Annotated in this window: 23 protein-coding genes and 1 tRNA gene; 14 read left to right on the forward strand and 10 right to left on the reverse strand. The window is 68.1% G+C overall.

Annotated elements, in window-relative coordinates:
• Positions 1 to 3: 3 nt before the first annotated feature.
• The 5 genes from AMK34_RS17005 to AMK34_RS17025 form a co-directional block, all read right to left on the reverse strand.
• Positions 4 to 1,467 carry a peptidoglycan D,D-transpeptidase FtsI family protein gene (locus tag AMK34_RS17005; RefSeq protein WP_073845963.1) on the reverse strand — a complete coding sequence of 488 codons (1,464 nt, stop codon included), beginning with the start codon at positions 1,465 to 1,467 and terminating at the stop codon, positions 4 to 6.
• Complete coding sequence (locus AMK34_RS17010) at positions 1,464 to 2,942, reverse strand: FtsW/RodA/SpoVE family cell cycle protein (RefSeq protein ID WP_038507100.1); 1,479 nt, start codon at positions 2,940 to 2,942, stop codon at positions 1,464 to 1,466. The genes AMK34_RS17005 and AMK34_RS17010 overlap by 4 nt, the downstream gene beginning before the upstream one ends.
• On the reverse strand, positions 2,942 to 4,339 hold the full coding sequence (locus AMK34_RS17015; protein WP_016330504.1) for a PP2C family protein-serine/threonine phosphatase: 1,398 nt from the start codon (positions 4,337 to 4,339) through the stop codon (positions 2,942 to 2,944). Before AMK34_RS17015 ends, AMK34_RS17010 begins: the two co-directional genes overlap by 1 nt.
• Positions 4,336 to 4,803, reverse strand: coding sequence for an FHA domain-containing protein FhaB/FipA (locus tag AMK34_RS17020; RefSeq protein WP_007030429.1), 468 nt, complete (start codon positions 4,801 to 4,803; stop codon positions 4,336 to 4,338). The genes AMK34_RS17015 and AMK34_RS17020 overlap by 4 nt, the downstream gene beginning before the upstream one ends.
• Positions 4,804 to 4,963: 160 nt before the next feature.
• Entirely contained in the window at positions 4,964 to 6,223 is a 1,260-nt protein-coding gene (locus tag AMK34_RS17025) for a DUF3662 and FHA domain-containing protein (protein WP_073845964.1), read from the reverse strand.
• Positions 6,224 to 6,353: 130 nt separating this feature from the next.
• On the opposite strand from AMK34_RS17025, the gene AMK34_RS17030 reads away from it, so the two are divergent.
• Positions 6,354 to 6,436: transfer RNA gene (locus tag AMK34_RS17030), tRNA-Leu, on the forward strand.
• Positions 6,437 to 6,664: 228 nt separating this feature from the next.
• Here AMK34_RS17030 and AMK34_RS17035 read toward each other — a convergent pair.
• On the reverse strand, positions 6,665 to 7,039 hold the full coding sequence (locus AMK34_RS17035; protein ID WP_038522092.1) for an FKBP-type peptidyl-prolyl cis-trans isomerase: 375 nt from the start codon (positions 7,037 to 7,039) through the stop codon (positions 6,665 to 6,667).
• Positions 7,040 to 7,180: 141 nt separating this feature from the next.
• On the opposite strand from AMK34_RS17035, the gene AMK34_RS17040 reads away from it, so the two are divergent.
• The 5 genes from AMK34_RS17040 to AMK34_RS17060 all read left to right on the forward strand — a co-directional run bounded on the left by AMK34_RS17040 (position 7,181) and on the right by AMK34_RS17060 (position 13,947).
• Positions 7,181 to 10,417 (forward strand): penicillin acylase family protein, encoded by a 3,237-nt coding sequence (locus AMK34_RS17040; RefSeq protein WP_241832782.1) that lies wholly within the window; start codon positions 7,181 to 7,183, stop codon positions 10,415 to 10,417.
• Between the two features lie 49 nt (positions 10,418 to 10,466).
• Positions 10,467 to 11,195: a HEAT repeat domain-containing protein gene (locus AMK34_RS17045; protein WP_083649884.1), complete on the forward strand. Its 729-nt coding sequence runs from the start codon at positions 10,467 to 10,469 to the stop codon at positions 11,193 to 11,195.
• A gap of 47 nt (positions 11,196 to 11,242) precedes the next feature.
• Positions 11,243 to 12,283, forward strand: a complete 1,041-nt coding sequence (locus AMK34_RS17050; RefSeq protein WP_073846330.1) for a trans-sulfuration enzyme family protein — start codon at positions 11,243 to 11,245, stop codon at positions 12,281 to 12,283.
• Positions 12,284 to 12,644: 361 nt separating this feature from the next.
• Positions 12,645 to 13,349 (forward strand): hypothetical protein, encoded by a 705-nt coding sequence (locus AMK34_RS17055; protein WP_241832783.1) that lies wholly within the window; start codon positions 12,645 to 12,647, stop codon positions 13,347 to 13,349.
• Positions 13,350 to 13,353: 4 nt separating this feature from the next.
• Positions 13,354 to 13,947 carry a class F sortase gene (locus AMK34_RS17060; protein ID WP_073845965.1) on the forward strand — a complete coding sequence of 198 codons (594 nt, stop codon included), beginning with the start codon at positions 13,354 to 13,356 and terminating at the stop codon, positions 13,945 to 13,947.
• 72 nt (positions 13,948 to 14,019) lie between these two features.
• Here the strand turns inward: AMK34_RS17060 and AMK34_RS17065 are convergent, their stop codons facing one another.
• The gene (locus AMK34_RS17065; RefSeq protein WP_038507109.1) at positions 14,020 to 15,075 is read right to left on the reverse strand and encodes a patatin-like phospholipase family protein; all 1,056 of its coding nucleotides are present in this window, start codon (positions 15,073 to 15,075) and stop codon (positions 14,020 to 14,022) included.
• A 21-nt stretch (positions 15,076 to 15,096) separates the two neighbouring features.
• Positions 15,097 to 15,840 (reverse strand): FadR/GntR family transcriptional regulator, encoded by a 744-nt coding sequence (locus AMK34_RS17070; protein WP_073845966.1) that lies wholly within the window; start codon positions 15,838 to 15,840, stop codon positions 15,097 to 15,099.
• Positions 15,841 to 15,900: 60 nt separating this feature from the next.
• On the opposite strand from AMK34_RS17070, the gene AMK34_RS17075 reads away from it, so the two are divergent.
• Genes AMK34_RS17075 through AMK34_RS17110 form a run of 8 tightly spaced genes read left to right on the forward strand, consistent with a single transcriptional unit; the run spans position 15,901 to position 24,244 of the window.
• Positions 15,901 to 17,391 carry an ABC transporter substrate-binding protein gene (locus tag AMK34_RS17075; RefSeq protein WP_073845967.1) on the forward strand — a complete coding sequence of 497 codons (1,491 nt, stop codon included), beginning with the start codon at positions 15,901 to 15,903 and terminating at the stop codon, positions 17,389 to 17,391.
• Positions 17,388 to 18,332 carry an ABC transporter permease gene (locus AMK34_RS17080; RefSeq protein WP_038507117.1) on the forward strand — a complete coding sequence of 315 codons (945 nt, stop codon included), beginning with the start codon at positions 17,388 to 17,390 and terminating at the stop codon, positions 18,330 to 18,332. The genes AMK34_RS17075 and AMK34_RS17080 overlap by 4 nt, the downstream gene beginning before the upstream one ends.
• Complete coding sequence (locus AMK34_RS17085) at positions 18,332 to 19,144, forward strand: ABC transporter permease (RefSeq protein WP_073845968.1); 813 nt, start codon at positions 18,332 to 18,334, stop codon at positions 19,142 to 19,144. Before AMK34_RS17080 ends, AMK34_RS17085 begins: the two co-directional genes overlap by 1 nt.
• A complete protein-coding gene (locus AMK34_RS17090) occupies positions 19,141 to 19,878 on the forward strand; it encodes an ABC transporter ATP-binding protein (RefSeq protein ID WP_073845969.1) in 738 nt (245 codons plus the stop codon). The genes AMK34_RS17085 and AMK34_RS17090 overlap by 4 nt, the downstream gene beginning before the upstream one ends.
• Positions 19,875 to 20,645, forward strand: coding sequence for an ABC transporter ATP-binding protein (locus AMK34_RS17095; RefSeq protein WP_083649885.1), 771 nt, complete (start codon positions 19,875 to 19,877; stop codon positions 20,643 to 20,645). Before AMK34_RS17090 ends, AMK34_RS17095 begins: the two co-directional genes overlap by 4 nt.
• Positions 20,638 to 22,098: an aldehyde dehydrogenase family protein gene (locus AMK34_RS17100; RefSeq protein ID WP_073845970.1), complete on the forward strand. Its 1,461-nt coding sequence runs from the start codon at positions 20,638 to 20,640 to the stop codon at positions 22,096 to 22,098. The genes AMK34_RS17095 and AMK34_RS17100 overlap by 8 nt, the downstream gene beginning before the upstream one ends.
• Positions 22,095 to 22,853: an SDR family NAD(P)-dependent oxidoreductase gene (locus AMK34_RS17105; protein WP_038507128.1), complete on the forward strand. Its 759-nt coding sequence runs from the start codon at positions 22,095 to 22,097 to the stop codon at positions 22,851 to 22,853. The genes AMK34_RS17100 and AMK34_RS17105 overlap by 4 nt, the downstream gene beginning before the upstream one ends.
• Positions 22,854 to 22,864: 11 nt before the next feature.
• The gene (locus tag AMK34_RS17110; protein ID WP_073845971.1) at positions 22,865 to 24,244 is read left to right on the forward strand and encodes an amidase; all 1,380 of its coding nucleotides are present in this window, start codon (positions 22,865 to 22,867) and stop codon (positions 24,242 to 24,244) included.
• On the opposite strand, the gene AMK34_RS17115 is transcribed toward AMK34_RS17110, so the two are convergent.
• Both AMK34_RS17115 and AMK34_RS17120 read right to left on the reverse strand, forming a co-directional pair.
• On the reverse strand, positions 24,245 to 24,919 hold the full coding sequence (locus AMK34_RS17115) for a DUF4276 family protein (RefSeq protein WP_073845972.1): 675 nt from the start codon (positions 24,917 to 24,919) through the stop codon (positions 24,245 to 24,247). It lies immediately after the preceding gene.
• Positions 24,916 to 26,037 carry an AAA family ATPase gene (locus tag AMK34_RS17120; protein ID WP_073845973.1) on the reverse strand — a complete coding sequence of 374 codons (1,122 nt, stop codon included), beginning with the start codon at positions 26,035 to 26,037 and terminating at the stop codon, positions 24,916 to 24,918. The genes AMK34_RS17115 and AMK34_RS17120 overlap by 4 nt, the downstream gene beginning before the upstream one ends.
• Between the last annotated feature and the right edge of the window lie 197 nt (positions 26,038 to 26,234).

Genomic DNA, 26,234 nt, shown 5'->3' on the forward strand with positions numbered 1-26,234 from the left:
CCGCTATCCACCCCCGAGCATGGCGTTGACGGCGGCGCGGCCGATCTCCGCGGCCACGGTGCCACCGGTCGCTTCGAGCCCGCGGTTACCCCCGGACTCGACGATCACCGAGACGGCGATCTTCGGGTCCATCGCCGGCGCGAACCCGGTGTACCAGGCGTGCGGCGGGGTGTTCTTCGGGTCGTTGCCGTGCTCGGCGGTGCCGGTCTTGGAGGCGATCTGGATGTCGCCTCGTTTGCCGGCGCCCTTCGTGTTCTCCTCCGACGCCAGCATCATGTCGCGCAGGATCGCGGCGTTCGCGCTGGACATCGCGGCGTCGCCGGTCAGCTCGGTCGGCTTGTAGTCCTCGATGGTCGACAGGTTCGGCGCCAGCAGCGACTGCACCAGCTGCGGTTTCATCGCCATCCCGTTGTTGGCGATGGTCGCCGAAAGCAGGGCGTCCTGGATCGGGGTCAGCCGCACGTCGCGCTGCCCGATGGCGCTCTGGAACAGCGCCGCCTTCGACTCGAGGGGCCCGAGGGAGGAGGCGGCGACCCGCATCGGCACGGCCAGGTCCTCGCCGACACCGAAGTTCTTCGCCGTCGCGTTCAGCTTGTCCTTGCCGAGTTCTCCGGCGAGTTCGGCGAACGGCACGTTGCACGAGTACCGCAGCGCTTCCTTCAGCGTGCTGCCCTTGCAGGCCGCGCCGCCGTAGTTCTCCAGCGTCGTCTGCGTGCCGGGGAGCTTCACGTTGGGCGCGGTGTTGACCGGCATGTCCGCCGTCTTGCCGTTCTCGAGCGCGGCCGCGGTCACCAGCAGCTTGGCCGTCGAACCCGGCGGGTAGGTCTCCGAGATCGCGCGGTTCAGCATCGGCTTCTTCGGGTCGTCGCGCCACTGGCCCCAGGCCGCGATCTGCTCCTTGCCGACATGCGAGGCGAGCTTGTTCGGGTCGTACGAGGGTGTCGAGACCATGGCCAGGATGCGCCCGGTCTTCGGCTCGATGGCGACCACCGAGCCGGTGTAACCCTTCTGCGTCATCAGGTCGTACGCGGCCTTCTGCACGGCCGGGTTGATCGTCAGCCGCACGTTCCCGCCGCGCGGGTCGCGGCCGGTGACCATGTCCGACAGGCGCCGCACGAACAGCCGCGGGTCGGAACCGTTGAGCACGTCGTCCTCGGACCGCTCCAGGCCGCCCGAGCCGTAGTTGATCGAGTAGTAGCCGGTGACCGGCGCGTACATCGGGCCGTCGACGTAGGTCCGGATGAACTTGTACTTGTCGTTCGACGGGTCGACCTTCGCGAGCGCGGCGCCGTCGGGCGTCACGATCAGCCCGCGCTGCCGCGAGTACTCCTCGTAGAGCACCCGGAGGTTGCGCGAGTCGGTGCGGTAGTCGTCGGCCTTGACCACCTGGATGTAGGTGGCGTTGGCCAGCAGGAGCACCACCATGACGAGCATGGCGACGCCCACCTTGCGGAGCGGGGTGTTCACGAAGCGCTCCCCTCACCGTTCACGGACGGCCGCTGGACCATCACCGTGTGCGCTTCGGCGAGCGGCGCCTGCGGCTGCTGCGGCTTCGGCCGCACCGCGGGTTTGCGGGCGGCGTCGGAGATTCGGAGCAGGAGGGCCACCAGGATGTAGTTCGCGAGCAGTGAAGAACCACCGCGGGAGAGGAACGGGGCGGTGATCCCGGTGTTCGGGATCAGGTTCGTGACGCCGCCGACGACCACGAAGATCTGCATGACCAGGGCGAACGAGAGGCCGCCGCCGAGGAGTTTGCCGAAGGTGTCGCGGACCGCGAGGGCGCTGCGCATCCCGCGCATCGCCAGGATCAGGTACAGCATCAGCATCGCGGCGAGGCCGACGAAGCCCAGTTCCTCGCCGATCGCGGTGGTGATGAAGTCCGTCTTGGCCTCGGGCACCATGTCCGGCCGTCCGGCGCCGAGGCCGGTGCCGCCGACCCCGCCGGTGCCGAGCCCGAACAGCCCCTGCGCGACCTGGTAGCCGCCGCCCGCGTCGTCGTAGGTGGCGAGCGGGTCGATCCAGTTGCGGACGCGCTGCTGGACGTGCGTGAACAGGTTGTAGGCGATGATCGCGCCGGCGGCGAAGAAACCGACGCCCAGCACGACCCAGATGACCCGTTCGGTCGCGACGTACAGCATCACCAGCGTGACGCCGAAGAACAGCAGCGACGTCCCGAGGTCCTTCTCGAACACCAGCACGCCGAGGCAGGCGGCCGCCGCGATCAGGATCGGGCCGAGGTCACGGGCACGCGGCAGCTCGACGCCGACGATCTTCTTGCCCGCGACCATGAACAGGTCCCGTTTCGTCACCAGGAACGATGCGAAGAAGATCATCAGCAGGATCTTCGCGAACTCGCCGGGCTGGATCGAGAAGAACGGCAGCTTGATCCAGACCTTCGCGCCGTTGACCTCGGAAAGGCTCGACGGCAGCACCGCGGGCAACGCGAGCGCCACGATGCCGACCAGACCACAGGTGTAGCCGTAGCGGGTCAGCGTGCGGTGATCGCTGATCACGACCAGCACCACCACGAACAGCACCAGCGAGATCGCCGTGAACAGCACCTGCTTGGTGACGTCCGGCGTGTACTCCTTGCCCTGCTGCACCGCGCGTTCCGCGAGCGCCAGGTCGATCCGGTGGATCATCACCAGGCCGAGCCCGTTGAGGAGCGCGACGCACGGCAGGATCACCGGGTCCGCGTACGGCGCCCAGCGGCGGACCGCCAGATGCGCCGCCGTCAGCACCCCGAGGTACGACAGCCCCAGCCAGATGATCGAGCTGGTGAGCTCCTGCTCCTGGTTCGCCTCCACCAGCACGAGCGCGACGGTGACGATGAACGTCGCGAACGCCAGGAGGACGAGTTCGGTCCCGCGCCGTTTGGGCAGCTCGCGCGGAGGGTTCGTGGCGAACTGGGCCGAAGCCGGATCGGCGATCGGCGTGCTCATCAGTTACCGCCCCCTGGTGCTGCCGTGGCCGGCGTCGAGCAGTCCCTCCCCGCTGGCTGGTTCGCCGAACTCGGCGAGGCGGGGGTAGAAGGGGCTGCCGCCGACGACGACACCGGAGGCGGTGACGAAGCGGAAGGCGGCGTGGAAGTCGAGCTGGTGTTCGGCTTGCAGTCGGCCAGCTGCTTGTGCGGCCGCAGGAAGTCGTCGATGTACTTGCGGGCGTCGTCGAGGTTGTCCTTCTTGACGCCGTTCTTCACCGCGATCCGCGCGTCTTCCTGCAACGCGGGCACCAGCAGCTTGTCGGTGCACAGCCCGCCCGGCGGGCACGAGCCCTGCTCGTAGGCGTGCAGGTCGATGCCGAGGATGCTGCCGGGGACGCCGCGGTAGATCACGACCTCCTCGCCGGGACCCTCGCCGACGTAGTACTGGCTCAGCACGAAATACCGCGTGGCGATCGCCGCCGCGGCCAGCACGATCAGGACGACCACCGCTCCCGCCAGCCAGCGAAATCGCCTCCGGCGCTTGACCTTGGGGTCCTCCTGTTGGGGCTGGACCTCCGGCCGCGGCTGCGGCGCGGGCTGGGTCAGCGCACGGGCGCGGGCGGCGGGGGAGTCCCCCTGGTGGAACTCGTCGCTGCCGTCCCCGGCGGCGCCGCCCACGATGGGCGCGTCCTCACCGAAGTCGACGTCGACGACGTCGGCGATGATCACCGTGACGTTGTCGGTGCCGCCGCCCTTGAGCGCCAGCTCGATCATCCGGTCCGCGCAGGCCTGCGGATCCGGGATCTGGATCGCCTCGGACAGCGTCTCGTCGCTGACCATGCCGGACAGGCCGTCCGAGCAGATCAGGTACCGGTCGCCGGCGCGGGCCTCGCGCACGGTGAGGCTCGGCTCGACCTCGTGGCCGGTGAGCGCCTTCAGCAGCAGCGACCGCTGCGGGTGCACCGCGGCCTCTTCCGGCGTGATCCGGCCCTGTTCGAGAAGTTCGTTGACGAAGCTGTCGTCCCGCGTGATCTGCGAGAACTGACCGCCGCGCATCAGATACGCCCGAGAGTCGCCGACGTGCACGACACCCATCCGCGAACCGGCGAACAGCACGGCGGTCAGGGTCGTGCCCATCCCGTCGAGGTCCGGGTCCTGCTGGACGAGCTCGGCGATGGCGGCGTTGCCGTTCTGGACGGCCTCTCTCAGCTGAGCGAGGAGATCGTCGCTGGGATCGTCGTCGTCGAGGGGCGCGAGGGAGGCGATGACGACCTTGCTGGCCACCTCACCCGCTGCGTGCCCACCCATGCCGTCGGCGAGGGCGAGCAGGCGGGGACCTGCGTACACGGAGTCCTGGTTGCTGGAACGCACCAGGCCCCGGTCGCTGCGAGCCGCGTAGCGGAGGACGAGAGTCATGGGCGAAGCTCGATCACCGTTTTGCCGATCCGGATGGGGACTCCGAGCGGGACCCGGAGGGGTGCCGTGACCTTAGCCCGGTCGAGGTACGTCCCGTTCGTCGAACCCAGATCTTCCACGTACCAATCCTCCCCGCGCAGGGCGATCCGGGCGTGCCGGGTCGACGCGTAGTCGTCGTCCAGCACCAGAGTCGAGTCGTCGGCGCGGCCGATCAGGATCGGCCTGCCGTCCAAGGCGATCCTGGTTCCCGCCAGCGCACCATGGGTCACGAGCAGCTGCTGCGGCGACTTCCCGCCGCGCGGCTTCTTGTTTTCCTTCTTCTTGCGGCCGAACGTCGGGACGGCCACTCGCAGCCCGGAGGCCGCGTACAGATCCGAACGGACGACACGCAACGCGGCGAACACGAAGAGCCAGAGCAGCACGAGAAAGCCCACCCTGGTGAGTTGAACGACCAGCTCTGGCACTTGTTGTGTCCGCTCCCGTTTCTCCTGTACGCCGCGGAGAGCCCGTGCCGTCCGGGATGGTCGGCTCCGAACGGCCTTGCTCTCCGCGTACGACCCGCGGTGCCGATCCACCACAGGTCCCGCACCGCAATTCTGCGATACCCCCTCCGGACGCCGCCGGTCAGCCCTGCGTACGGAACACGAGAGACGAGTGGCCCACGCGGATCACGTCGCCGTCGGCCAGCTGCCACGTCTGCACCGGGGTGCCGTTGACGGTCGTGCCGTTCGTCGAACCGATGTCCGCGAGCGTCGCGCTCTGGCCGTCCCAGGTGATCTCCAGGTGACGGCGCGAGACCCCGGTGTCCGGGAGCCGGAAGTCGGCGTCCTGGCCGCGGCCCACGACGTTCCCACCCTGCTTGAGCGAGTACGAACGGTTCGAGCCGTCGTCGAGCTGAAGGCTCGCGGTGAGCTGACGCCCGGCCGCCGGCTGGCCGCCGTAGCCGCCACCCTGCGCGTACGGGTCCGCGGCGGGCTGGCCGTACTGCTGCTGGCCACCGCCGTACTGGTCGTAGCCGCCGCCCTGCTGCTGGCCGCCGTACTGGTCGTACCCCGGCTGCTGTGCGGCGCCGCCGCCGTAGCCCTGGTCGTAGCCGCCTTGCTGCTGGCCGCCGTACTGGTCATAGCCGGGCTGCTGGGCGCCGCCGTAACCCTGGTCGTAGCCGCCCTGCTGCTGGCCGCCGTACTGGTCATAGCCGGGCTGCTGTGCGGCGCCGCCGCCGTAGCCCTGGTCGTAGCCGCCTTGCTGCTGGCCGCCGTACTGGTCGTAGCCGGGCTGCTGGGCGCCGCCGTAACCCTGGTCGTAGCCGCCCTGCTGCTGGCCGCCATAACCCTGGTCGTACCCGGGCTGCTGCTGGCCAGCCTGCTGTCCGTAGCCGTACTGGCCCTGCTGCTGGCCGTACGGGTCACCCTGGTCGTATTGGCCGTAGCCGGGGGGCTGGCTCATTGCTGGGTCTCCTGCGTTGCTGGGTCGTGCCGACCGTGACGAACCTTCGGCGCCGTGGGGCTTGACGTCGGGATCGACGGACGAACGGGTCTTGAACTGTCCAGTATGCAGCGCCTCGTTGCGCTCGAGCGAAACTACGACGTCACCATAGGTGTCCCATCCGTGCTCGGCGAGGTGTTCCTTGACCGCCTCCGCCAACACCGAGGTGACCCGACGCTCGTCTCCGGCCATGCGCTCGTGATCAGCCTGCCCCAACGACACGATGTAGTGATTGGGAGCGAGCTGTCGACCACCGGCCAGCTCACGAACGTTCTCCTCGCTCTCGCGCTCAAGCGCCACCGCCACTTCCTGCGTGACGACGTTGCCACCGAACATGCGCGCGAAGGTATTGCCCACAAGGTTCTCGAGCCGTCTGTCAAACCGTTCGACGCGGCCCACCGGGCAACCCTCCTCACACGTGTGCTTCCCCGTCGATCCTATCCGGGTACGGCCAGTCGGACACGGCCCCCGGTGAAACCCGTGAAATCCGCCTGCTACGCTTTGCGAGCTGTCAGAGAACGAAGCACTCGGGCGAGTGGCGGAATGGCAGACGCGCACGGTTCAGGTCCGTGTGTCCGAAAGGACGTGAGGGTTCAACTCCCTCCTCGCCCACTCTTGTTCGAGGCCCCCTTCGCTACGCGACGGGGGCCTCTTTCGTTGGGTCGTCGCTCGTCAGTACCCGGGGGGCCGAGCCCCCCGGACCCCCGCGGTGCGGTCGGCGGCGGTTGGCGGGGTGGTTGGGGTGGGGGCGAAGGGGACTTTCACCTCATTAGATGCAGCGAAAGGGCCCTTCACCTCATCGCACGAGGTGAAGGGCCCTTTCGGCTCGTCGGGTGTGGGTCAGTTCACGCCGATGAGGTCGACGACGAAGATCAAGGTCTCGTTCGGCTTGATGACGCCGCCGGCGCCGCGTTCGCCGTAGGCCAGATGCGGCGGGATGACCAGCTTGCGGCGGCCGCCGACTTTCATCCCCGCCACGCCCTGGTCCCAGCCGGGGATGACCTGACCGGCGCCGAGGCCGAAGCGCAGCGGTTCGCCGCGGTCCCACGAGGCGTCGAACTGGTCGCCGGTCGAGTGCGAGACGCCGACGTAGTGCACCGAGACGGTGTCGCCGGCCTTCGCCTCCTGGCCCTCGCCGACGGTGATGTCGGACTTCTCCAGGTCGGACGGCGCGGGGCCCTCCGGGCGGTCGATCTGGGGCTTCTGCAAAGACATGTCCATAAGCTACCTCCGCAGGTCCCGGGCCCGCAGGGCGAGTGTTCCGCCGAACGGTGGCAAGAACGCGAATAGTCTTCACAAATTTGGATACTCGTGGGTAGTGTGCGCCTCGTCACTCTCCGACGACGGAGGTCTTTCATGCGACGAGGCATACGGGTCTTGACGACGCTGGCGGGGTTGACGCTGGTGGCGGGCACCGTTCCGGCACTGCAGGCGAACGCCGCGGAGGCGCCACGGAGCTCGGTGGTGGCGGCCGCGCTCGACGACTACTGCGGCGGCCAGTGCGGTGACATCCTCCCGCCCGGCACCAAGGGGAACGCCACCCTCGCCGAGATCCTGGCGCACAAGGCGTTCGGCACCCGGCCCGCGCATTCGGCCGATCAGCTCGGCAAGTACGCCTCGCTCGCCGACGGCTACAAGACACTGACGACGGACAAGATCAACCAGTTCTTCAACGACGCGTCGTTCGGTGTTCCGTCCGGCCAGGTCGAGAGCACGATCAAACCGCGTTCGGACGTGACGATCACCCGCGACAAGGGGATCGGCGTGCCCCGGATCGTCGGCACGACGCGGCCGGGCACGATGTACGGCGCCGGATACGCCGCCGCGCAGGACCGCCTGTGGCTGATGGACATCATGCGCCGCGTCGGCCGCGGCCAGCTGACCTCGTACGCCGGTGGCGCGCAGGGCAACCGCGAACTCGAGCAGAGCTTCTTCGCCTCGGCGCCGTACACCGAGCAGGAACTGCAGAAGCAGATCGACAACGCCGCGGCCAGTGGCCCGCGCGGCGCGCAGGGCAAGGCCGACGCCGAGGCGTACGTGCAGGGCGTCAACAAGTACATCTCCGACGCGCACAGCGGCCGCTACTTCCCCGGCGAGTACGTGCTCACCGGGCACGTCGACGCGATCACGAACGCCGGGACCATCGAGCCGTTCAAGCTCACCGACCTCGTCGTCCTCGCCGCCGTCGTCGGGGCGCAGTTCGGCGCCGGCGGTGGCGGCGAGGTGCAGAACGCCATCGCGAAGATGGCGATGCAGGAGAAGTACGGACTCGAACAAGGCGACAAGGTCTGGAAGAGCCTGCGGTCCGAGGACGACCCCGAGACCGTCAAGACTCTCCACAATGGACAGACGTTCGACTACGGCAAGGCGCCGTCGAACCCGCAGGGCGCGGCGATGCCGGACAAGGGTTCGGTCACCGGGCAGCAGCTGGTCTTCGACCCGACCGGTTCCGCCGGGACGGCGACGCCCGCCAAGGTGGACGTCCCGGCGCCCGAGGACCAGAAGGCCGTCCGCGGCATCTTCGACGACGGCGTCCTGCCGGGAAACCTGCTGTCGGAAAAGCACGGCATGTCCAACGCGCTGGTGGTGTCCGGCGCCAAGACCGCGAGCGGTCACCCGGTCGCCGTCTTCGGCCCGCAGGCCGGCTACTTCGCGCCGCAATTGTTGATGCTGCAGGAACTCCAGGGCCCTGGCATCAGCGCGCGCGGTGCCTCGTTCGCGGGCATCAGCATGTACGTGCTGCTCGGCCGCGGCAAGGACTACTCGTGGAGCGCGACCTCGGCGTCGCAGGACATCACCGACACCTACGCCGTCGAACTGTGCGAGCAGAACGGCTCCGCGCCGACGAAGAACTCCAACTTCTACCGGTTCCGCGGCCAGTGCCTGCCGTTCGAGATCGTCGAGCGCAAGAACGCGTGGAAGCCCACGATCGCCGACGGGACGGCCGAAGGTTCGTACACGCTGCGCAGCTTCCGCACCAAGTACGGGCCGGTGACGAGCCGGGCGCTGGTCGGCGGCAAACCGGTGGCGTACGCGTCGCTGCGGTCGACCTTCCAGCACGAGATCGACACGATCATCGGCTTCCAGAAGTTCAACGACCCGGACGCGATCAAATCCGCGCAGGACTTCCAGGCCGCGGCGGCCGACGTCAACCAGACCTACAACTGGTTCTACGCCGACTCGCGTGACGTCGCGTACTTCAACTCCGGCTCGAACCCCGTCCGCAATCCGAACGTCGACCCGGCCATGCCGGTGAAGGCGGACGCCGGATTCGACTGGCAGGGCTGGAATCCCGACGGCAACCTCGCGAACTACACGCCGTCTTCGCAGCACCCGCAGTCGATCAACCAGGACTACTACATCAGCTGGAACAACGCGCAGACCAACGGTTACGCGGCCAGCGGCGCGGACAAGAGTTCCGTGCACCGTGGCGATCTGATCGACGCGCGGGTGAAGAAGATGGTCTCCAGCGGCACCAAGGTGACGCGGGTGAACCTCACGCAGGCCATGGAGGAGGCGGCGCTGGCCGATCTCCGCGCGGAGAAGGTGCTGCCGGAACTGTTCAAGGTGATCGACAAGGCGCCGGTGACCGGCCCGGCCGCGGACGCGGTGGCGAAGCTCAAGACCTGGCTCGCCGCGGGCGGTCTGCGCTCGGAGACGTCGCCGGGCAGCAAGACCTACGCCAACGCCGACGCGATCCGCATCATGGACGCCTGGTGGCCGCTGCTGGTGAACGCCCAGTTCAAACCCGGAATGGGTGACGCCGCCTACGGCGCCATGGTCGGCGTGCTGAAGATCAACGAATCGCCTTCCGGCTGGCAGAACGAGGTTCCCGGCAAGCACGTCGGCCAGGGGCACGCCGGTTCGTCGTACCAGTCCGGCTGGTGGGGCTACGTGCACAAGGACATCCGCTCGGTACTCGGGCAGAACGTGGCCGGCCCGCTCGCCGTGAAGTACTGCGGTGGCGGCGACGTCAACGCGTGCCGTCAGGTGCTGCTCGACTCGCTGACGCAGGCGGCCGCGCAGCCCGCGAACACCGTCTATCCCGGTGACGGCGACTGCGCCGCGGGCGACCAGTGGTGCGCCGACACGATCATCCACCGCGCGCTCGGCGGTATCACGCAGGACAAGATGAGCACGCAGAACCGGCCGACCTTCCAGCAGGTCGTGGAGTTCCCGGCGAAACGCGGCGACAACATCGCCAACCTCGCCACCGGCCGGTCGGTGAGCGCGAGCAGCCACGAGACCGGCTGGTACAACTCGCCGCCGTCCAACGCGATAGACGTCGACCTGTCGACGCGTTGGGCCAGCGATTGGAGCGACAACCAGTCGATCACCGTGGATCTCGGTTCGGTGCAGCGCGTGTCCCGCGTGGTCCTGCAGTGGGAAGCCGCGTACGGGAAGGCGTACAAGGTGCAGGTCTCGTCCGACGGGACGAACTGGCGGGACGCGGCGTCCATAGTGGACGGAAACGGCGGAACGGACAACGTCGCCTTCGAGGCGGTGGACGGGCGCTACGTCCGGATGGCCGGTGTCCAGCGCGGGACGAAGTACGGCTACTCCCTCTACGAGTTCGAGGTGTACGCCCACTAGCTCGTGGTGTCTGATGGGCCCCTGCTCGGACGTGAGGAAGGGGCCCATCATGCACGAGATCGAGCGACTCGTTCGTCGACTCGACGCGGATGGCGGCGGCGAGGCCGAAGACGCGCAGGCGGAGCTGACCCGTCTCGGACGTGAGACCGACGTGATCGCGCCGCTTTTGCGAGCCCTGCCGACGCTGAACGGTTTCGGGCAGCTTTGCGCCATCGAGATCCTTCAAGAACTCGGCGACGCCCGCGCCGGGCAACCGCTGATCGAGCTGCTGACCAGCGAGCACGACACGGTCCGGGAGTGGTCCGCCCACGCCTTGGCCCGGCTACGCGTCATCGACGCGGTACCCGCGCTCCGGCGCGCCTTTCAAGCGTGCAAGGACCGTGGCGACCCTCCCGACTGGTCGGCTCCGGGCAGCATTCGATTCGCTTTGACCGAGCTCGGCGCTCGGCACCCCGTCGTCCCGTCGCTGACCGCGAGCCTCCGGTTCACCACGGCCTATGGGCACGAGGCATGGCCCTCGGAACGACTGAGCCACGTCATCGACGACCTCGCCGCCCATGATCAGGCGACGCTCGACTTCCAGCTCTGGCGAGTCGAACGCGACGGCGGGATGTACAGGACAGAGGTCCGGTGGGAGGACGCAGACCTCGACTATTCCCAGCCTTGGGCCGCTCTCGTCCAGCAAGCCCGCCGCCGGGCCGCGACCGCCGCCACGCGAGCCGCCCTCGGCGCGAACGTCCTCGCCACGATCGACTGGATCGACCGAAGCGACCTCTGAAACCACGAGTGACCGGGCCGAGCGAGGGCACGGTTTACGGTGGCGGGGTGGACACGAACGACTGGTCACCCCGCACCCTCGCCGTCGCCGCCGGACGCCCGGAAGGGCCCGGCGAGCCGCTGAACGTGCCGATCGTCGCGGCGAGCACCTTCGACGCCGGCGCCGACCGCGCGTATTCGCGCCAGGACGGCACCCCGACCTGGGAGGCCCTCGAAGCCGCGATCGGCGCGCTCGAAGGCGGGCACGCCACGGCCTTCGCGTCGGGCATCGCGACGCTCAGCGCGGTCGTCGACACCCTGCCGGTCGGGGCGAAGGTCTGTGTCCCGACGTTCTCCTACGCGGGGTCGCGCGGGCTGCTCGCGCACGCGCACGGCACCGGCCGTCTGGTGGTGACCGAGATCGAGCCGGAGGACACGGCCGCCTGGGTCGCCGCCGCGGACGCGGACCTGCTCTGGCTCGAATCGCCGACCAACCCGACGCTCGACGTCATCGACATCGAGACGATCGCCGCCGCCGCGAACGGCCTGGTCGCGGTGGACAACACGTTCGCCACCCCGCTCGGTCAGCGGCCACTGGAGCTCGGCGCCGACATCGTCGTGCACAGCGCGACGAAACTCATCGGCGGCCACAGCGACCTTCTGCTCGGCCTCACCATCGCGGCCGACGAAGGCGTCGCGAAAGGTCTGCGCGACGCGCGCACGAGGCTGGGGGCGACGCCGGGAGCGCTCGAAGCGTGGCTGGCCCTGCGCGGGCTGCGCACCCTGCCGGTGCGGCTGGCCGAGCAGACCCGCACGGCGAAGCTGCTGGCGGCGCGGCTGCTCGACCACCCCGCGATCACCCGGGTGCGTTATCCCGGCTCCGGCACGATGATCGCGTTCGAACTCCCGGACGCCGAGACCGCGGACAAGGTCATCGGGTCGCTGCGGCTGATCCGCGCCGCCACCAGCCTCGGCGGGGTGGAGAGCCTGGTCGAGCGGCGGGCCTGGATGGCGGGCGACGCCCACGTGCCCGCCGGGCTCGTCCGGTTCAGCGTCGGGCTCGAAGATCCGGAGGATCTCTGGACGGATCTGGCTTCCGCGCTCGGCTAGCTTGGGCACGTGATTCCTGGTGTTCTGATCGTGACCTTCAAGTTGCCCGGCACCGGGATTCGCTCATGAACGGTCGGTATTTCACCGTGCACGACGGGCGGGAAAGAAGTACTTCCGCATAGCGACTTTCGGGCCGTCCGGGTGTTAACATTCCCTCGTCGCCGCGAGTTTTTCCCTTGGCTGAGCGACTTTCGGGCCCTTGTATCGGCCGAGACCACTCCCGCGTTACCCGTTTTCACGGTGGCTTTTGTCACCGTCTATTCGCTACGTCCGGCCGCGGTTTTCGGGCAGGATCGCGCTGTCACCCATACGTGGGAATCTTCCCCGGGTGGTCGCATGGTGGGGGTCACCGTGCGTTGCGATGCTTTTCCACTGGGAGATCACTTTGAAGAAGACGTTGGGCCGCCTCGCGGGCGCGGTGCTGGCCGGCGCCGTCATCACGCTGGCCGTGACGCCGGTCGCGATGGCGCAGACCGAAACGACGACCACGCCTCCCGCGCCGACGAGCGAGACGCCCACCACGGCGCCCTCGCCCTCGTGGTCCGGCGGCCAGGTCAGCAACCCGCCCTCGTGGTCGGGCGGCAAGGTCACGACGGCCCCGCCGTCCTCCTCCGAGACCGGCACGCCGACCTCGACCAGCGGCACGCCCACCTCCGGCAAGCCGTCGACCTCCACGTCGGAGAAGCCGACCACCACCACGCCGCCGAAGCCGGAGCTGAACGTCGGCGCCGGCTACGTCGAGGGCAACGAGGGTGCGCTGGCGATCCTGTGCGGTTCGGAGCCCGCGGACGTCACCGCGCCGGACTTCACCATCGTCGACTCGTTCCAGGACGGTGGCGACGCCTACCTGTGGATCTACATCGTCGAGGCCAAGCCCGGTTTCAAGGGCACGTCGAGCACCTTCACCTGGACCTGCGACGGCAAGCCGGGCAAGGGTGACATCGAGATCGAGACGGTCGGCGGCGGCTCGACCGCGCCGGGCACCAAGCCGGAGCAGCCGAAGAAGCAGGTCAAGCTGAAGCCGAAGGGCGGCATCGAGACCGGTTTCGGCGCCACCGCGGCCTGATCCGATGAAGCTCCTGACGCAGGGCGGCCGCGTGGTCGCGGCCGCCCTTGTGCTTTCCCTCGCGCTGACGGGATGCGGTACCGACGAACCCGCCGCGCCCGCCGCGGCGCCGTCGGAATCGGCTCCGCCGGTGGTGAAGCCGTACAACGGGACCCGTCCGACGAACGTGAAGATCCCCAAGATCGGCGCGGAATCGAGTCTGGTCACCGTCGCGGTCGGCAAGGACGGCAAGATGTCCGTCCCGTCGGCGAAGAACCCGATGCAGGCCGCGTGGTACCGGCTTTCGCCGGTGCCCGGCGACGTCGGCCCGTCGATCCTGCTCGGCCACGTCGACGGCAACAAGCAGCCGGGCATCTTCTACAAGCTCAAGGACGTCAACCCGGGTGACGAGGTGCTCGTCGAGCGCAGCGACGGCAAGAACCTGAAGTTCGTGGTCGAGAAGAAGGACCAGGTGCCCAAGGACCAGTTCCCCGAGGAAGCGGTCTACGGCAACACGGACAAGCCGCAGTTGCGGCTGATCACCTGTGGCGGTGTCTTCGACAAGGAAGAGCACAGCTACAAGGACAACATCATCGTTTACGCGAACCTGGTCGCCTGACGAGCGCCATGAAAGGTCCTTTCCTTGCGAAATTTGCGAGGAAAGGACCTTTCCTTGCATTCGGGGACGCGCTCAGCCCACCCCGGCGGCAGGGAACGGGAACCCGCCCGGAGCCGTCGCCTCGGTGTCGACCCACTTCCGCATCCCCGCGTCACAGGCCGCGTAGCCCCAGTTGATCAACCGCTCCTGCAGCACTTCCGGCAGTTTCGTCAGGCGCGTCGGGGTTTCCGCCAGCACGTGGGTGCGCTCGGCGGGCGCCGCGAGCGAATCTTCGAGCTGGAAGTTCGCGAGATCGACGTAAGACCCCCAGTAGGCGCCGGTGAAATCCTTCTCCACATAGGACTTCAGCAACGCGCCGCGCCGCAGTTCGCGCACCTGGTTGTCGATCACGTCGAGGACGCGCAGCAGTTGCCGTCCCCAGTCGCGTTTGACGTTGCGCGTGACCTTCATCCGCTTGCCCGCGTCGCTCACCAGCACCGTCGCGTGGCCCTCGACCGGGTCCAGGCCGAGGTTGTCGTAGACACCGGCGTCGCTCAGCACGATCTTGCGTTTCCGCTCGGCGGAATGCGGATCCTGGATCACCACGGGTGAGAGCATCGGCGGGAACGCCGAAGACGCGGCCACCGCGGTCGCGAGCGGGATGTTCCCGTGCGGGCCGTTCTGCCGGAAGAACCACCACAGCGCGCCGTCCTGGAGGTTCGTCGCGGTGAAGACGAACTGCGGCCCCGTCGGGTCGATGTCCTTCAGGCAGCAGTCGCCGAACAGGTGTTTCGCGTACACCCGCGCGAGCTCCTCGCCGGCACTCCGCCAGGGCACGGCCATGGCGAGCAGGGTGACCGGGATGTCGAGCCGTTTGCGGGCCAGGTTCCGGATCGGCGCGACGACCTTGTCGGAGAAGTTGTCCGCGACACCGTTCTCGAACTTCAGATCCGCCCAAGCGTGCGCGAGCACGCCTGCCGCGATCGAGCCGCCCGAAACGCTGGAGAACGTCGAGATCTTCGACAGCCAGCCGAGTTCGTTGAGCCGCCACAGGGCCCCGGTGTGGAACAACATCGCGCGGTAGCCGCCGCCGGACAACGCGAGACCGACGCCTTGCCGGGTGGTCGAAGCTTTGTTGGTATCCCCCACCTGAGTGAGTGTAGGGGTGGGTCAAGCGAGCAGTGGCTGCAAGAGACGTCGTTGCTCTTCGGGGACGTACTCGGCGTAGTTGTCGTAGAGCGCTTGCTTCGCCAGCCGCGAAGCGCGTTCGCCGTCGGAATCCCGGATCGCGCCGAGCACTTCTTCGTGATGCGTCAGCCAGCTGCGCATCAGCGCCGTCCGGTCGTCGGCGTGCTCCAGTTTGTCCTCGATGAGTTCCAGTACGACGCCGCGGACGACCTCGCCGCTGATCACCAGCAGCGGATTCCCCGTCGCGCGGGCGATGGCCTCGTGGAACGCGACGTCCGCATGGGAGAACTCCGCGAATCCCTCCGAGACGCCCGCGCGCATCGCCTCCAGCGCGGCGTCCAGTTCGGCGAGATGCTCCTCCGTCCTGAGCTGCGCGGCGAGCAGATGTGCGGAACCGTCGAGCACCATGCGGAACTGCAGGAGTTCGGACAACCCGAGATGGTCGGCCCGCGCGAGCCGGTGCATCGACCGGTGCAACGCGGCGGGCGAGGCGGCCAGAACCTCGGGCCCGCGCGGATCGCCTGGCCGCGAGCGGATCATTTCCGCTGCTTGCAGTACACGCAGCGCCTCGCGCACGGTCGAGCGGCCGACGTCGAACTGGACCATCAGCTCGCGTTCGCTCGGCAACCGGTCGCCCGGTTTGATCCGGCCGCTGAACACGGCTTCCTCGATCTGTTCGACGACACGCTGGTACGCGCGGACAGGGGCGACCGGCTCGAATTCCATCTTGACCCTGCCGTCTCGTCTGGTTTACTGGTCAGACCAGTCTACCGGTCAGGGGGCAGGATGAAAGCCCGGATTCACGCGGCAGTGGTGGCGTTGCTGCTGGTGGCGTCCGGCTGCTCCGCCGGCTCGAGTGCCACCGTGGCCAAGGATCCAGGCACGCTCGCCATCGGTTACACCGCCGAACCCGCGAACTTCGACTTCACCCGTACGGACGGCGCCGCCATCCCGCAGGCCTTGCTCTACAACGTCTACGAGGGCCTGGTGAAGCTCGACGCGAACGCGAAGATCGTGCCGCTGCTGGCCGAATCGTGGACGATTTCGGAAGACCGCAAGACCTACGACTTCAAGCTTCGGAAGAACGCGAAGTTCAGCAACGGGGCGCCGTTCACCGCCGAGGACGTCAAGTTCTCGCTGATGCGCGTGAAGACCGACTGGACCGTGTCGATCAAGTCCACAATGGACGTCGTCGACCGGGTCGACGTGGTGGCGCCGGATCACGCGCGGGTCGTGCTCACGAAACCCAGCAACGGCTGGCTGTTCAGCCTCACCAGTCGCCTCGGTGCGATGTTCAGCCCGGCCGGGGTCGCGGATCTGGCGAACAAACCGGTCGGCACCGGGCCGTACACGGTGTCCTCGCGACGGCGTGGTGATTCCATCGTCCTCAAGCAGAATCCCGCGTACTGGGGCACGAAACCGGCCTACTCCACCGTGGTCCTCAAGTACATCAAGGATCCGACGGCGCTCAACAACGCCTTGCTCAGCAACGGGATCGACGTCATCTCCGCGATCACCGTGCCGGATTCGATCCCGCAGTTCCAGAGCGACGACCGGTTCACCGTCGTCGAAGGCACGACCAACAGCGAGGTCACGCTCGCGTTCAACAACGCGCGCCCGCCGCTGAACGACGTCCGGGTGCGAAAAGCGCTGTCGTACGCGATCGACCGGAAAGCGTTGCTGGACACGGCGTGGGCCGGTCGCGGCACGCTCATCGGCAGTATGGTTCCGCCGACCGACCCTTGGTACGAAGACCTGTCGAACGCGTATCCGTTCGATCCCGCGAAGGCGAAAGCGCTGCTCGCGGAAGCGGGACAACCGAATCCTTCATTACGGCTGCGGATCCCGAATCTGCCGTACGCGGTGTCGGCCGCCCAGGTGGTGTCCTCGCAACTGGCGGACGTCGGGGTCACGGTGACGATCGAGCCGCTGGACTTCCCGGCGGTGTGGCTCAAGCAGGTCTTCACCGACCACGACTACGACCTGTCGATCATCCAGCACGTCGAGGCGCGCGACATCGTCACCTTCGGCAGGCCGAAGTACTACTGGGGTTACGACGGCAAGCCCGTCCAGCAGAACCTGGCGAAGGCCGACGCCGGAACGCCTCAGGAGCAGATCGACGCGATGAGGCAGGTCGCGCGGAGGCTGTCCGAAGACGCCGCCGCGGACTGGCTCTTCCTGTTCCCCAACGTGATCGTGGCGAAGAACAAGGTGACCGGGTTCGTCCGCAACCAGGTCAGCGAGTCCTTCGATCTCACGGGATTGGCGCCGCGATGACGGTCAAAATCGTGCGCCGGGTGGCGATCCTGGTGGCCAGTGTGCTGGTCGCGTCCATCGTGGTGTTCCTGTTCATGGCCGTGCTGCCGGGCGATCCGGCGCAGGTCGCGCTCGGCGTCAACGCGACCCCGGAACTGGTCGCGAAGACCCGCGCCGAATTCGGCATCGACAGGCCGCTCGTGACGCAGTACTTCGACTGGATCGGCGGTGTCCTGCAAGGCGACTTCGGTCGCTCGTACGTCACGCGCGAGGAGATCGGGCCCGCGCTGACCGACCGGCTCGGCGTCACGTTGTGGCTGGTCGGGGCCGGGATGCTGGTGGCGTTGCTGATCGCCGTCCCGGCCGGGACGTTCGCCGCGGTGCGGCACCGGAAGGCGGACGGCACGGCGGTTTCCGGGCTGTCGCAGATCGGCGTCGCGATCCCCGCGTTCCTCGCCGGCATCATCCTGGTGCAGATCTTCGCGGTGCAGTTGCGCTGGCTGCCCTCCGGCGGCTGGACACCACCGGTGCAGGACCCCGGCGAATTCCTCCGCGGTCTCGTCCTGCCCGCGTTGTCCTTGGGGCTGGTGCAAGGCGCGGTGCTCACCCGCTACGTCCGGTCGGCCGTGCTCGACACGCTCGGCCAGGACTACCTGCGCACGGCGCGCTCCAAGGGGCTGCGGCCGTTCCAAGCCTTGTTCCGCCACGGTCTGCGCAACGCCGCCGTGCCGGTGGTGACGGTGCTCGGACTGCAGCTTTCGACGCTGCTGATCGGCGCCGTCGTCGTCGAGCGCGTGTTCGTCCTGCCGGGGCTGGGCAGCATGCTGCTCGACTCGGTGGCGTCGCGGGATCTGTTGTCCGTGCAGGGGATCGTGCTGGTCCTGGTGGTCGGCGTACTGCTGGTGAACTTCGTGGTCGACGTCCTGTACACGGTGCTCGACCCGAGATTGCGGGGTTCCTGATGCGTAACCGCAGTCTCGTCGTCGGCGGCGTCCTGGTCGCGCTGATCGTGCTCGCCGCGCTGCTTTCGTTCGTGTGGACGCCGTTCGATCCGGTGAAGGTCGACGCGGCCAACCGGCTGCACGATTTCAGCGGCTCGAACCCGCTCGGCACCGACAGTTTCGGCCGCGACGTGCTCAGCCAGATCATGGTCGGCGCGCGGACGACGCTGTACGTCGGCGTGGTCGCGGTCGGGATCGCCGCGGTGATCGGGACGCCGCTCGGGATCCTCGCCGGGATGTCGTCGCGGTGGCTCGGCGAATTCGTCATGCGGGTCAACGATCTCGTGCTCGCGTTCCCCGCGTTGCTGCTGGCGATCATGTTCGGCGCGGTGTTCGGGGCGGACACGCTGACCGCGATGGTGGCGATCGGTATCGCGACCATCCCGTCGTTCGCGCGGATCGCGCGTTCGGGGACGCTGCAGGTGATGAGCAGCGAGTTCGTGCTGGCCGCGCGGTCGGCGGGCCGGTCGCGGCTGAACATCGCGGCGTGGCACGTGCTGCCGAACATCTCCGGGCTGCTGATCGTGCAGGCGTCGGTGTCGTTCGCGATCGCCGTGCTCGCGGAAGCGGCGTTGTCGTTCCTCGGCTTCGGCACGCGGCCGCCGACCCCGTCGTGGGGCCGCATGCTGCAGGAATCCCAGGTGTTCCTGACCCTGCATCCGCGGCTCGCGCTCGTGCCCGGTGTCGCGATCGCCATCGCCGTCCTCGGGTTCAACCTGCTCGGTGACGGCCTGCGCGATCGTCTCGATCCCCGATTGGCGGCGCGGCTATGACCCTCGAAGTCCATGGTCTCGGCATTTCCGGGCTGGTCCGCGACGTCTCGTTCGGCATCGCTCGCGGTGAGCGGGTCGGGCTGATCGGCGAGTCCGGTTCCGGGAAGTCGTTGACGGCGTTGTCGATCATGGGGCTGCTGCCCGAAGAGCTCGCCGCCTCCGGATCGGTGAAACTCGACGGCCGCGAGCTGCTCGGCGCGCCGGAGAAGGAGCTGTCGCGGTTGCGCGGCAACGAGATGTCGATGGTGTTCCAGGAGCCGATGACCGCCTTGAACCCGGCGATGCGGGTCGGCGCGCAGGTGACCGAGCCGATGCGGATCCATCGCAAGGGCGGGAAGGATCCCGAGGCTTTGCTGGCGTCCGTCGGACTGCCCGGGGTCGCTCGTGCCTACCCGCATCAACTGTCCGGCGGGCAGCGGCAACGCGTCGTCCTCGCGATCGCGCTGGCCAACGACCCGAAGCTGCTCATCTGCGACGAGCCGACGACCGCGCTGGACGTCACCGTGCAGGCGCAGATCCTGGAACTGATCCTCGACGGGGTGCGGGAGCGGGAGAGCGCGCTGCTGTTCATCACGCACGACCTCGCCGTCGTGGCGTCGGTGTGCGAGCGGGTGCTGGTGATGCTGAACGGCGAGATCGTCGAAGCCGGTACCACCCGCGAGGTCCTCACCGCGCCACAGCACGAGTACACGAAGAAGCTGTTGGCCGCTTCGGATCTGGAGGCGAGCCGATGATGATCTCAGTGCGGGATCTCGAACGTCGGTACACCAGGCGTGATGTCCACGCTTTGCGCGGAGTGTCGTTCGACGTCGAGGCCGGTCAACGCTTCGGGATCGTCGGCGAATCCGGCTCGGGAAAGTCCACTTTGGTCAGATTGCTGGCCGCGCTCGACAAGCCGACGGCGGGCAGCGTCTCGTTCCAGGGCAAGCGCGTGGACACCCTGCCGGAACGCAAACTCGGCTTCCTGCGGTCAGAACTGCAGATCGTCTTCCAAGATCCGATGGGTTCGCTCGATCCGCGGATGCGGGTCCGCGACATCATCTCCGAACCGCTGGGCCGGCGGGATCCCGCGCGGGTCTCGGAGCTGCTGAAGGCCGTCGGCCTGCCTTCGGATGCGGCGGGACGGTATCCGCACCAGTTCTCCGGCGGGCAACGGCAGCGCATCTCGATCGCGCGGGCCCTCGCGCCGAATCCGAGCGTCCTCATCGCGGACGAGCCGGTGAGCGCGCTCGACGTCTCGGTGCGCAAGCAGATCCTCGACCTGCTCGCGTCGCTGGTCGAGCTGTATTCGCTGACGCTGATCTTCGTCTCGCACGATCTCGGCGTGGTGCGGCACGTCTGCGACCGGGTCGCGGTGATGCGGCGCGGGGAGATCGTCGAGATCGGCGACGTCGACCAGGTCTACGACGCGCCGGAACACGAGTACACCAGGGAACTGCTGGCGGCCGCGCCGAATCTGCGGGCCGAACTGGCTCGGTTGAGGGGAGGGGACGATGGCTAGACCCGAAGTACTTTTTTCCGCTGAGGGTCCATGGGCGCAAGCCCCGGAGGGACTGCCGATCGGTGACGGTTGGGTGTCCACTGTGGACAATTTTCCGGTGAACTTCCCGTTCGACGGGAGTGAGATCGGGCGGGCACCGGTCGGGACGCCGGAGCTGGCCACGCGGGCGATCGACGAGGCGGTCGCGGTGTTCAAGAAGGTCGCGGCCCTGCCGTCGCGGACCCGGCGTTCGCTTCTCAACGACGTCGCCGCCGCTTTGGCGGCCCGGCGCTCCGACTTCGAGCAGCTTCTGGTGCTGGAGACCGGAAAACCGCTGGTCGATTGCCGCGTCGAGGTCGCCCGCACGATCGTCACCTGGCAGGCCGCCGCCGAGGAGGTCTCGCGGCTGCATGGCGAGACCGTTCCGCTCGACCTGCTGCCGTCCGGCGACGGGCTGGTCGGGTTCTGGAAACGCAAGCCGATCGGCGTGGTGGTCGGCATCGCCGGGTTCAACTATCCGCTGCTCCTGGCGTCGCACAAGATCGCGCCCGCCATCGCCGCGGGCTGCCCGGTGGTGGTGAAACCCGCGCCGCAGACGCCGCTGGCGACGTTGTGGCTCGTGCATCTGGTGCGCTCGCTGACCGACCTGCCCGCGATGGTCCAGCTGGTCACCGGCGACGCGGCCGTCGGCTCGGCGCTGGTCACGGATCGGCGGGTCGGCGCGGTGTCGTTCACCGGATCCGCGCTGGTCGGGCACCGGATCGCGCGCGACGCCGCGCCCGCGAAGACGTTGCTGGAGCTGGGTTCCAACGCGGCACTGGTGGTCGCGGAGGACGCGGATCTCGACGCGGCCGCGGACGCTGTGCTGCGTGGCGGGTTCTACGCGTCCGGGCAGGCCTGCATCTCGGTGCAGCGAGTGCTGGTCGTGGACGCCGTCGCCGAGGAATTCACCGAACGGGTGCTGGCGCGGCTCGGCGAGGTCGTCACCGGTGATCCCCGCGACGAGAAGACGAGGGTTTCGGCGCTGATCGACCCCGGCTCGACGCGGCGCGTTCAGGAGTGGGTCGACAAAGCGACTTCGGCCGGTGCGCGGCTGGTCGGAGGCGGTGTCGACGGCACGGTGATCCGGCCGACCGTGCTGCTCGACGTGCCCGACGGCCTCGAATGCTGGGACGAGGAGATCTTCGGTCCCGTGGTCTGTATCCGCACTGTGGCCTCTGTGGACGAAGCGTTCGATGCGGTCAACGCGTCGCGCTACGGGCTGCACGCCTCGGTGTTCAGCACGTCGTTGAAGACGGCGTTCCGCGCGCTCGACGAACTCGAAGTCGGCGGCGTGGTGGTCAACGAGGTGCCCGGGTTCCGGTCCGACACCATGCCGTACGGCGGCGTGAAGGACTCCGGGATCGGGCGGGAAGGGCCGCGGTTCGCGGTCGAAGAACTGACCGTGACGAGAATGGCGGTGCTGCGCCCGTGACGTACGAAAACCTGTTCCGGCTCGACGGGAAGCGGGCCGTCGTACTCGGCGGCGGCAGCGGGATCGGCCGCGAATCCGCGAAAGCACTGGCCGCACACGGCGCCGAGGTGATCGTCGCGGACCGCGATGTCGCCGCGGCCAAGGAAACCGGCGTGGGCGAGGCGTACGAGGTCGACCTGCTCTCGGAGGGCGCGGCGGCGCGGGCGGCGGAGGAGCTCGGCGAGATCGACGTCGTCGTGCTGACCGCCGCGACCAATGTGCGCAAACGGCTGCTGGAGTACACGCGCGAGGAATTCGACCGGGTGATCGCGCTGAACCTCGGCGCGACCTTCGAGGTCGTCCGCGCGTTCGGCGCCGGGATGGTCGAGCGCGGGCGGGGGAGCATCGTCGGGTTCTCGTCGATCCGCGGCACCACCGTCGAGCCCGGCCAAGGCCCTTATGCGGCGACGAAAGCCGGGCTGGTGCAGCTGTTCCGCACGGCCGCGGCGGAGTTCGGCCCGGCGGGGGTGCGAGTGAACGCGATCGCGCCCGGCGTCGTCGAAACCCCGCTGACCGCGCAGATCAAGGCGAATCCGGCCTGGTACGACGCGTACGCGACCAAGGGCGCGCTCGGCCGATGGGCGCGCCCGGACGAACTCGCGGGCGCCGTCGTGTACCTGGCGTCGGACGCGTCGTCGTTCGTCACCGGCTCCGTGCTGGCGGTGGACGGCGGCTGGACCGCGGTCGACGGCCGCTTCGAACCGCCCGCGACGTAAGGAGCCCTGCCGTGCCGGAGTTGCCCGATCTGACCGCCGTCGAACTGGTCGCCCAGTACCGCGCTGGGACGCTGTCGCCGGTCGAGGTCACCGAAGCGGTCCTCGTCCGCGTCGAGGCGCGCGAGCCTGAACTGCACGCGCTCTACGCGTACGACCCGAGCGGAGCACGCGAAGACGCGAAGGCGTCGGAAAGCCGTTGGCACGCGGGCGAGCCACTCGGCCCGATCGACGGCGTTCCGTTGACGCTCAAGGAGAACATCGCGACGCGCGGCACCCCGGTCCCGCTCGGCACGGCCGCCACGTCGCTGACGCCCGCGCCCGAAGACGCCCCGGCGGGCGCTCGCGTGCGCGAGTCCGGTGGCGTTCTGCTGGGCAAGACGACCATGCCGGACTACGGGATGCTGACGTCCGGTCTGTCGAGTTTCCACACCGCGTCGCGGAATCCGTGGGACACCACGCGTACGCCCGGCGGCTCCAGCGCTGGTGCCGGCTCGGCGGCCGCCGCCGGTTACGGCCCGCTGCACGTCGGCACCGACATCGGCGGCTCGATCCGGCTGCCCGCCGGCTGGTGCGGTCTGGTCGGCCTGAAGCCGAGCTTCGGCCGGGTGCCGGTGGATCCGCCGTTCCTCGGCCGTGTCGCCGGGCCGATGACGCGGACCGTGGCGGACACCGCGCTGCTGATGAGCGTTCTGTCCGGTGTGGACGGTCGCGATCACCTCTCGCTGCCGCCGTCGTCGCTCGACTGGGCTTCGCTTTCGGCCGAGGTCAAAGGCCTGCGGATCGGACTGCACCTCGACCCCGGCGTCGGGCTTCCCGTGCTGCCGGAGACGATCGCCACCGTCACCGAAGCCGCACGTGTCTTCGAGGCGGCCGGTGCCGTCGTCGAGTCGGTTTCGCCGTTCCTGCGCCGGGAAATGCTCGACGGGCTCGACACCTTCTGGCGCGTCCGGGCCTGGTCGGACATGTCGGCCCTGCCCGAAGACCGCCGCGCGAAGGTGCTGCCGTACATCGCAGACTGGGCCGCCGGCGGCGCCGACGTCAGCGGTGTCGACGCCTACCGCGGCTTCGCGCAGATCGACGCCATCGCCGTCGCGACCCTGCGCGCGACCGAGCGGTTCGACGTCGTCCTGTCCCCGACCTGCCCGGTCTCGGCCCCGCCCGCCGACTGGCCCTCGCCCACCAACGACCCGCGCCGCCCGTTCGAGCACATCGCGTTCACCGTGCCGTACAACATGTCCGGCCAGCCCGCGGTCTCGATCAACTGCGGCTACACGAGCGACGACCAGCCCATCGGCCTGCAAATCAGCGGCCGCCGCTTCGCGGACCTCGACGTCCTTCGCGCCGCTGCCGCCTACGAAACCCTTCGCCCCACTCCGCGCCCCTGGCCCTAGCTAGTTCAGCCGGGTATCGAGATGAGTTAGCCAGGAGTCCAAGTGGGGACACTGTGAGCGGAGTCCGTCTATGCCCAGGTCCGCTATGGCCAGCGGCCCGTCGTTCGTCTTCGAGTAGCCCTTGCAGTAGCGAGCGAGGCGTTTCGAGGGGGAGGTGTCGATGCCGTCGTTCACCAACTCAGGACCGCCCGCGCCGTGTACGTCTTTCTGGAGCCGTTCCGCAAGGCCGGTGCCCGAGAACAGCCAGCCAAGCTGCTCGGCGGCGGCGAAAACCCACGTCTCCAGTTCGTGCAGGACCAGGTGGGGAACGAACCGCGTATCGGAAATCGCCGTAGCCAACGACTTCTCGACGTGTTCGACCCGCTCGTACGCGGAGGCTGAAGGCCTGTTCCTCATGCCGGGGCCGTCAGCAGGAAAGCCGTAGTAGTCGAACAAGATGGTGAGTGTGTGGATGTCGCTGTTCCGCAGCAGAAGCCTGATCTCACGTTCCAGCTTGGCCCAGTTGCTCACGCCGCCCTGACTGGCAGGTCCTGTGGCGGGCCTCTTGGTCGTCACGATCGACTTCGTGATCGTCCAACCTCGGTCCTGCAGATACGGTTCCAGGACGTTGTTGACCACAGTTTCCTCGGTCTGTCCTTCCAGTAGCAGGTGCAGATGTCGATAATCGGGCGTCATCCGCGATTGCTTTCCTCTCGGACGGGACGTCCGCCGAGCAGGTTCTTCTCCCAGAGGTCGCCAAGTGAGTAGTCGGCGAGCCAGCCTTCCAAAGTGGAGAGATCCGGACGGGTGAAGTCGGAGGCACCCGCCTTGCGCTCGACCACTATCAGATCACCGACCTCGAACTGATTCATGAGCGTCACGGACTGGGTGGCGATGAGCACCTGGCTTCGCCGTGACGCTTGGCGCAGTAGATCGGCGAGCTGAATGATCGCGTAGGGATGGAGTCCGAGTTCGGGTTCGTCCAGCACAACAAGGCCCGGCAGTTCTGGCTGTAGCAGAAGTGTCGCCAGACAGACGAAGCGCAGCGTCCCGTCCGACATCTGGTTGGCGGAGAAGACGGCATCCGAGTCTTTCTGTCGCCAACGTAAGAGGATCAGATCGTTCGTGTCCGGCTTCAGGAAGAAATCGCGGAAGAACGGTGCCACGAGTTGAACCGCGCCGACTATCCGGCGATAGGCGGAAAGCTCGGCGGGGTCTTTGCTTCTCTGTAGGCGGTAGAGGTAGGCGGCAAGATTGCCGGCGTCTTTCCTGAGGTTCACGTCATCCGCGGTGGGGACGAGGCGTTTGACCGGTGCGTCGGCACTGGTGTCGTGGAAGTGATAGACCTTGCAGCCCTGGAGAAGGTCGAGAAAGCGGGACGCGATCCCTTCCGGGTTCCGGCTGACGTCGTCAGGTAGCCGTGTTTCGCGATGTCCCTTCCCGATCGACTCGGCGGAAGGTTGGCTACTCGCCGTTGGACCAGCGCGCATGATCTCTGTCTCGAAGACCAGTTCATCACGGGTAGCCGGGACCAGAGTGGCCTCGTAGGAGCTGGATTCGGCTTGCAGCTCGAGGTGTATCCGGGATGGCGAGCCGCCGACGTTGAGCAGCGCTGAAGCCCCGCCGTTGAGCCCGACGAACAACCCCAGCTCACTCTCGACGATGCGGCCGAGCAGCTCGAGTGCGTGGACGAAGTTGCTCTTGCCCGCGCCGTTCGCGCCGATGAGCACGTTCATCGCGCCCAGTTCGACGCGCGCCGAACGGATCGAGGTAAAACCTTCGATCTGGATCGACGTCAGCCGCTGTTGGGTCATGGGTACAGCTTAGGCAATCGTCTGGAAAAGATGACGATTCGCCGGTTCGTGCAAGTCGCGGCAGGGCCTGCTTCGCCTACCAGCCGCGGAAAGATCAAAGCCCCGGTGACATGACCAGCAGGTCAGGGGCCATCCGGGGCTATCGTCGACCAGCTTAGCGCGAGCTGAAGGACGCTTTCCCCACATACGACGCGGCT

The sequence above is a fragment of the Amycolatopsis sp. CB00013 genome, from assembly GCF_001905755.1.
GTDB classification, from domain to species: domain Bacteria; phylum Actinomycetota; class Actinomycetes; order Mycobacteriales; family Pseudonocardiaceae; genus Amycolatopsis; species Amycolatopsis japonica.

Excerpts from the sequence above, each read along its gene's own strand:
- AMK34_RS17055 (WP_241832783.1), top strand. The coding sequence starts at position 12,645 with ATGCTTTTCCACTGGGAGATCACTTTGAAGAAGACGTTGGGCCGCCTC.
- AMK34_RS17060 (WP_073845965.1), top strand. The coding sequence starts at position 13,354 with ATGAAGCTCCTGACGCAGGGCGGCCGCGTGGTCGCGGCCGCCCTTGTG.
- AMK34_RS17095 (WP_083649885.1), top strand. The coding sequence starts at position 19,875 with ATGATGATCTCAGTGCGGGATCTCGAACGTCGGTACACCAGGCGTGAT.
- AMK34_RS17090 (WP_073845969.1), top strand. The coding sequence starts at position 19,141 with ATGACCCTCGAAGTCCATGGTCTCGGCATTTCCGGGCTGGTCCGCGAC.
- AMK34_RS17085 (WP_073845968.1), top strand. The coding sequence starts at position 18,332 with ATGCGTAACCGCAGTCTCGTCGTCGGCGGCGTCCTGGTCGCGCTGATC.
- AMK34_RS17045 (WP_083649884.1), top strand. The coding sequence starts at position 10,467 with ATGCACGAGATCGAGCGACTCGTTCGTCGACTCGACGCGGATGGCGGC.
- AMK34_RS17120 (WP_073845973.1), bottom strand. The coding sequence starts at position 26,037 with ATGACCCAACAGCGGCTGACGTCGATCCAGATCGAAGGTTTTACCTCG.
- AMK34_RS17075 (WP_073845967.1), top strand. The coding sequence starts at position 15,901 with ATGAAAGCCCGGATTCACGCGGCAGTGGTGGCGTTGCTGCTGGTGGCG.
- AMK34_RS17040 (WP_241832782.1), top strand. The coding sequence starts at position 7,181 with ATGCGACGAGGCATACGGGTCTTGACGACGCTGGCGGGGTTGACGCTG.
- AMK34_RS17080 (WP_038507117.1), top strand. The coding sequence starts at position 17,388 with ATGACGGTCAAAATCGTGCGCCGGGTGGCGATCCTGGTGGCCAGTGTG.
- AMK34_RS17070 (WP_073845966.1), bottom strand. The coding sequence starts at position 15,840 with ATGGAATTCGAGCCGGTCGCCCCTGTCCGCGCGTACCAGCGTGTCGTC.
- AMK34_RS17115 (WP_073845972.1), bottom strand. The coding sequence starts at position 24,919 with ATGACGCCCGATTATCGACATCTGCACCTGCTACTGGAAGGACAGACC.
- AMK34_RS17100 (WP_073845970.1), top strand. The coding sequence starts at position 20,638 with ATGGCTAGACCCGAAGTACTTTTTTCCGCTGAGGGTCCATGGGCGCAA.
- AMK34_RS17035 (WP_038522092.1), bottom strand. The coding sequence starts at position 7,039 with ATGTCTTTGCAGAAGCCCCAGATCGACCGCCCGGAGGGCCCCGCGCCG.
- AMK34_RS17010 (WP_038507100.1), bottom strand. The coding sequence starts at position 2,942 with ATGAGCACGCCGATCGCCGATCCGGCTTCGGCCCAGTTCGCCACGAAC.
- AMK34_RS17015 (WP_016330504.1), bottom strand. The coding sequence starts at position 4,339 with ATGACTCTCGTCCTCCGCTACGCGGCTCGCAGCGACCGGGGCCTGGTG.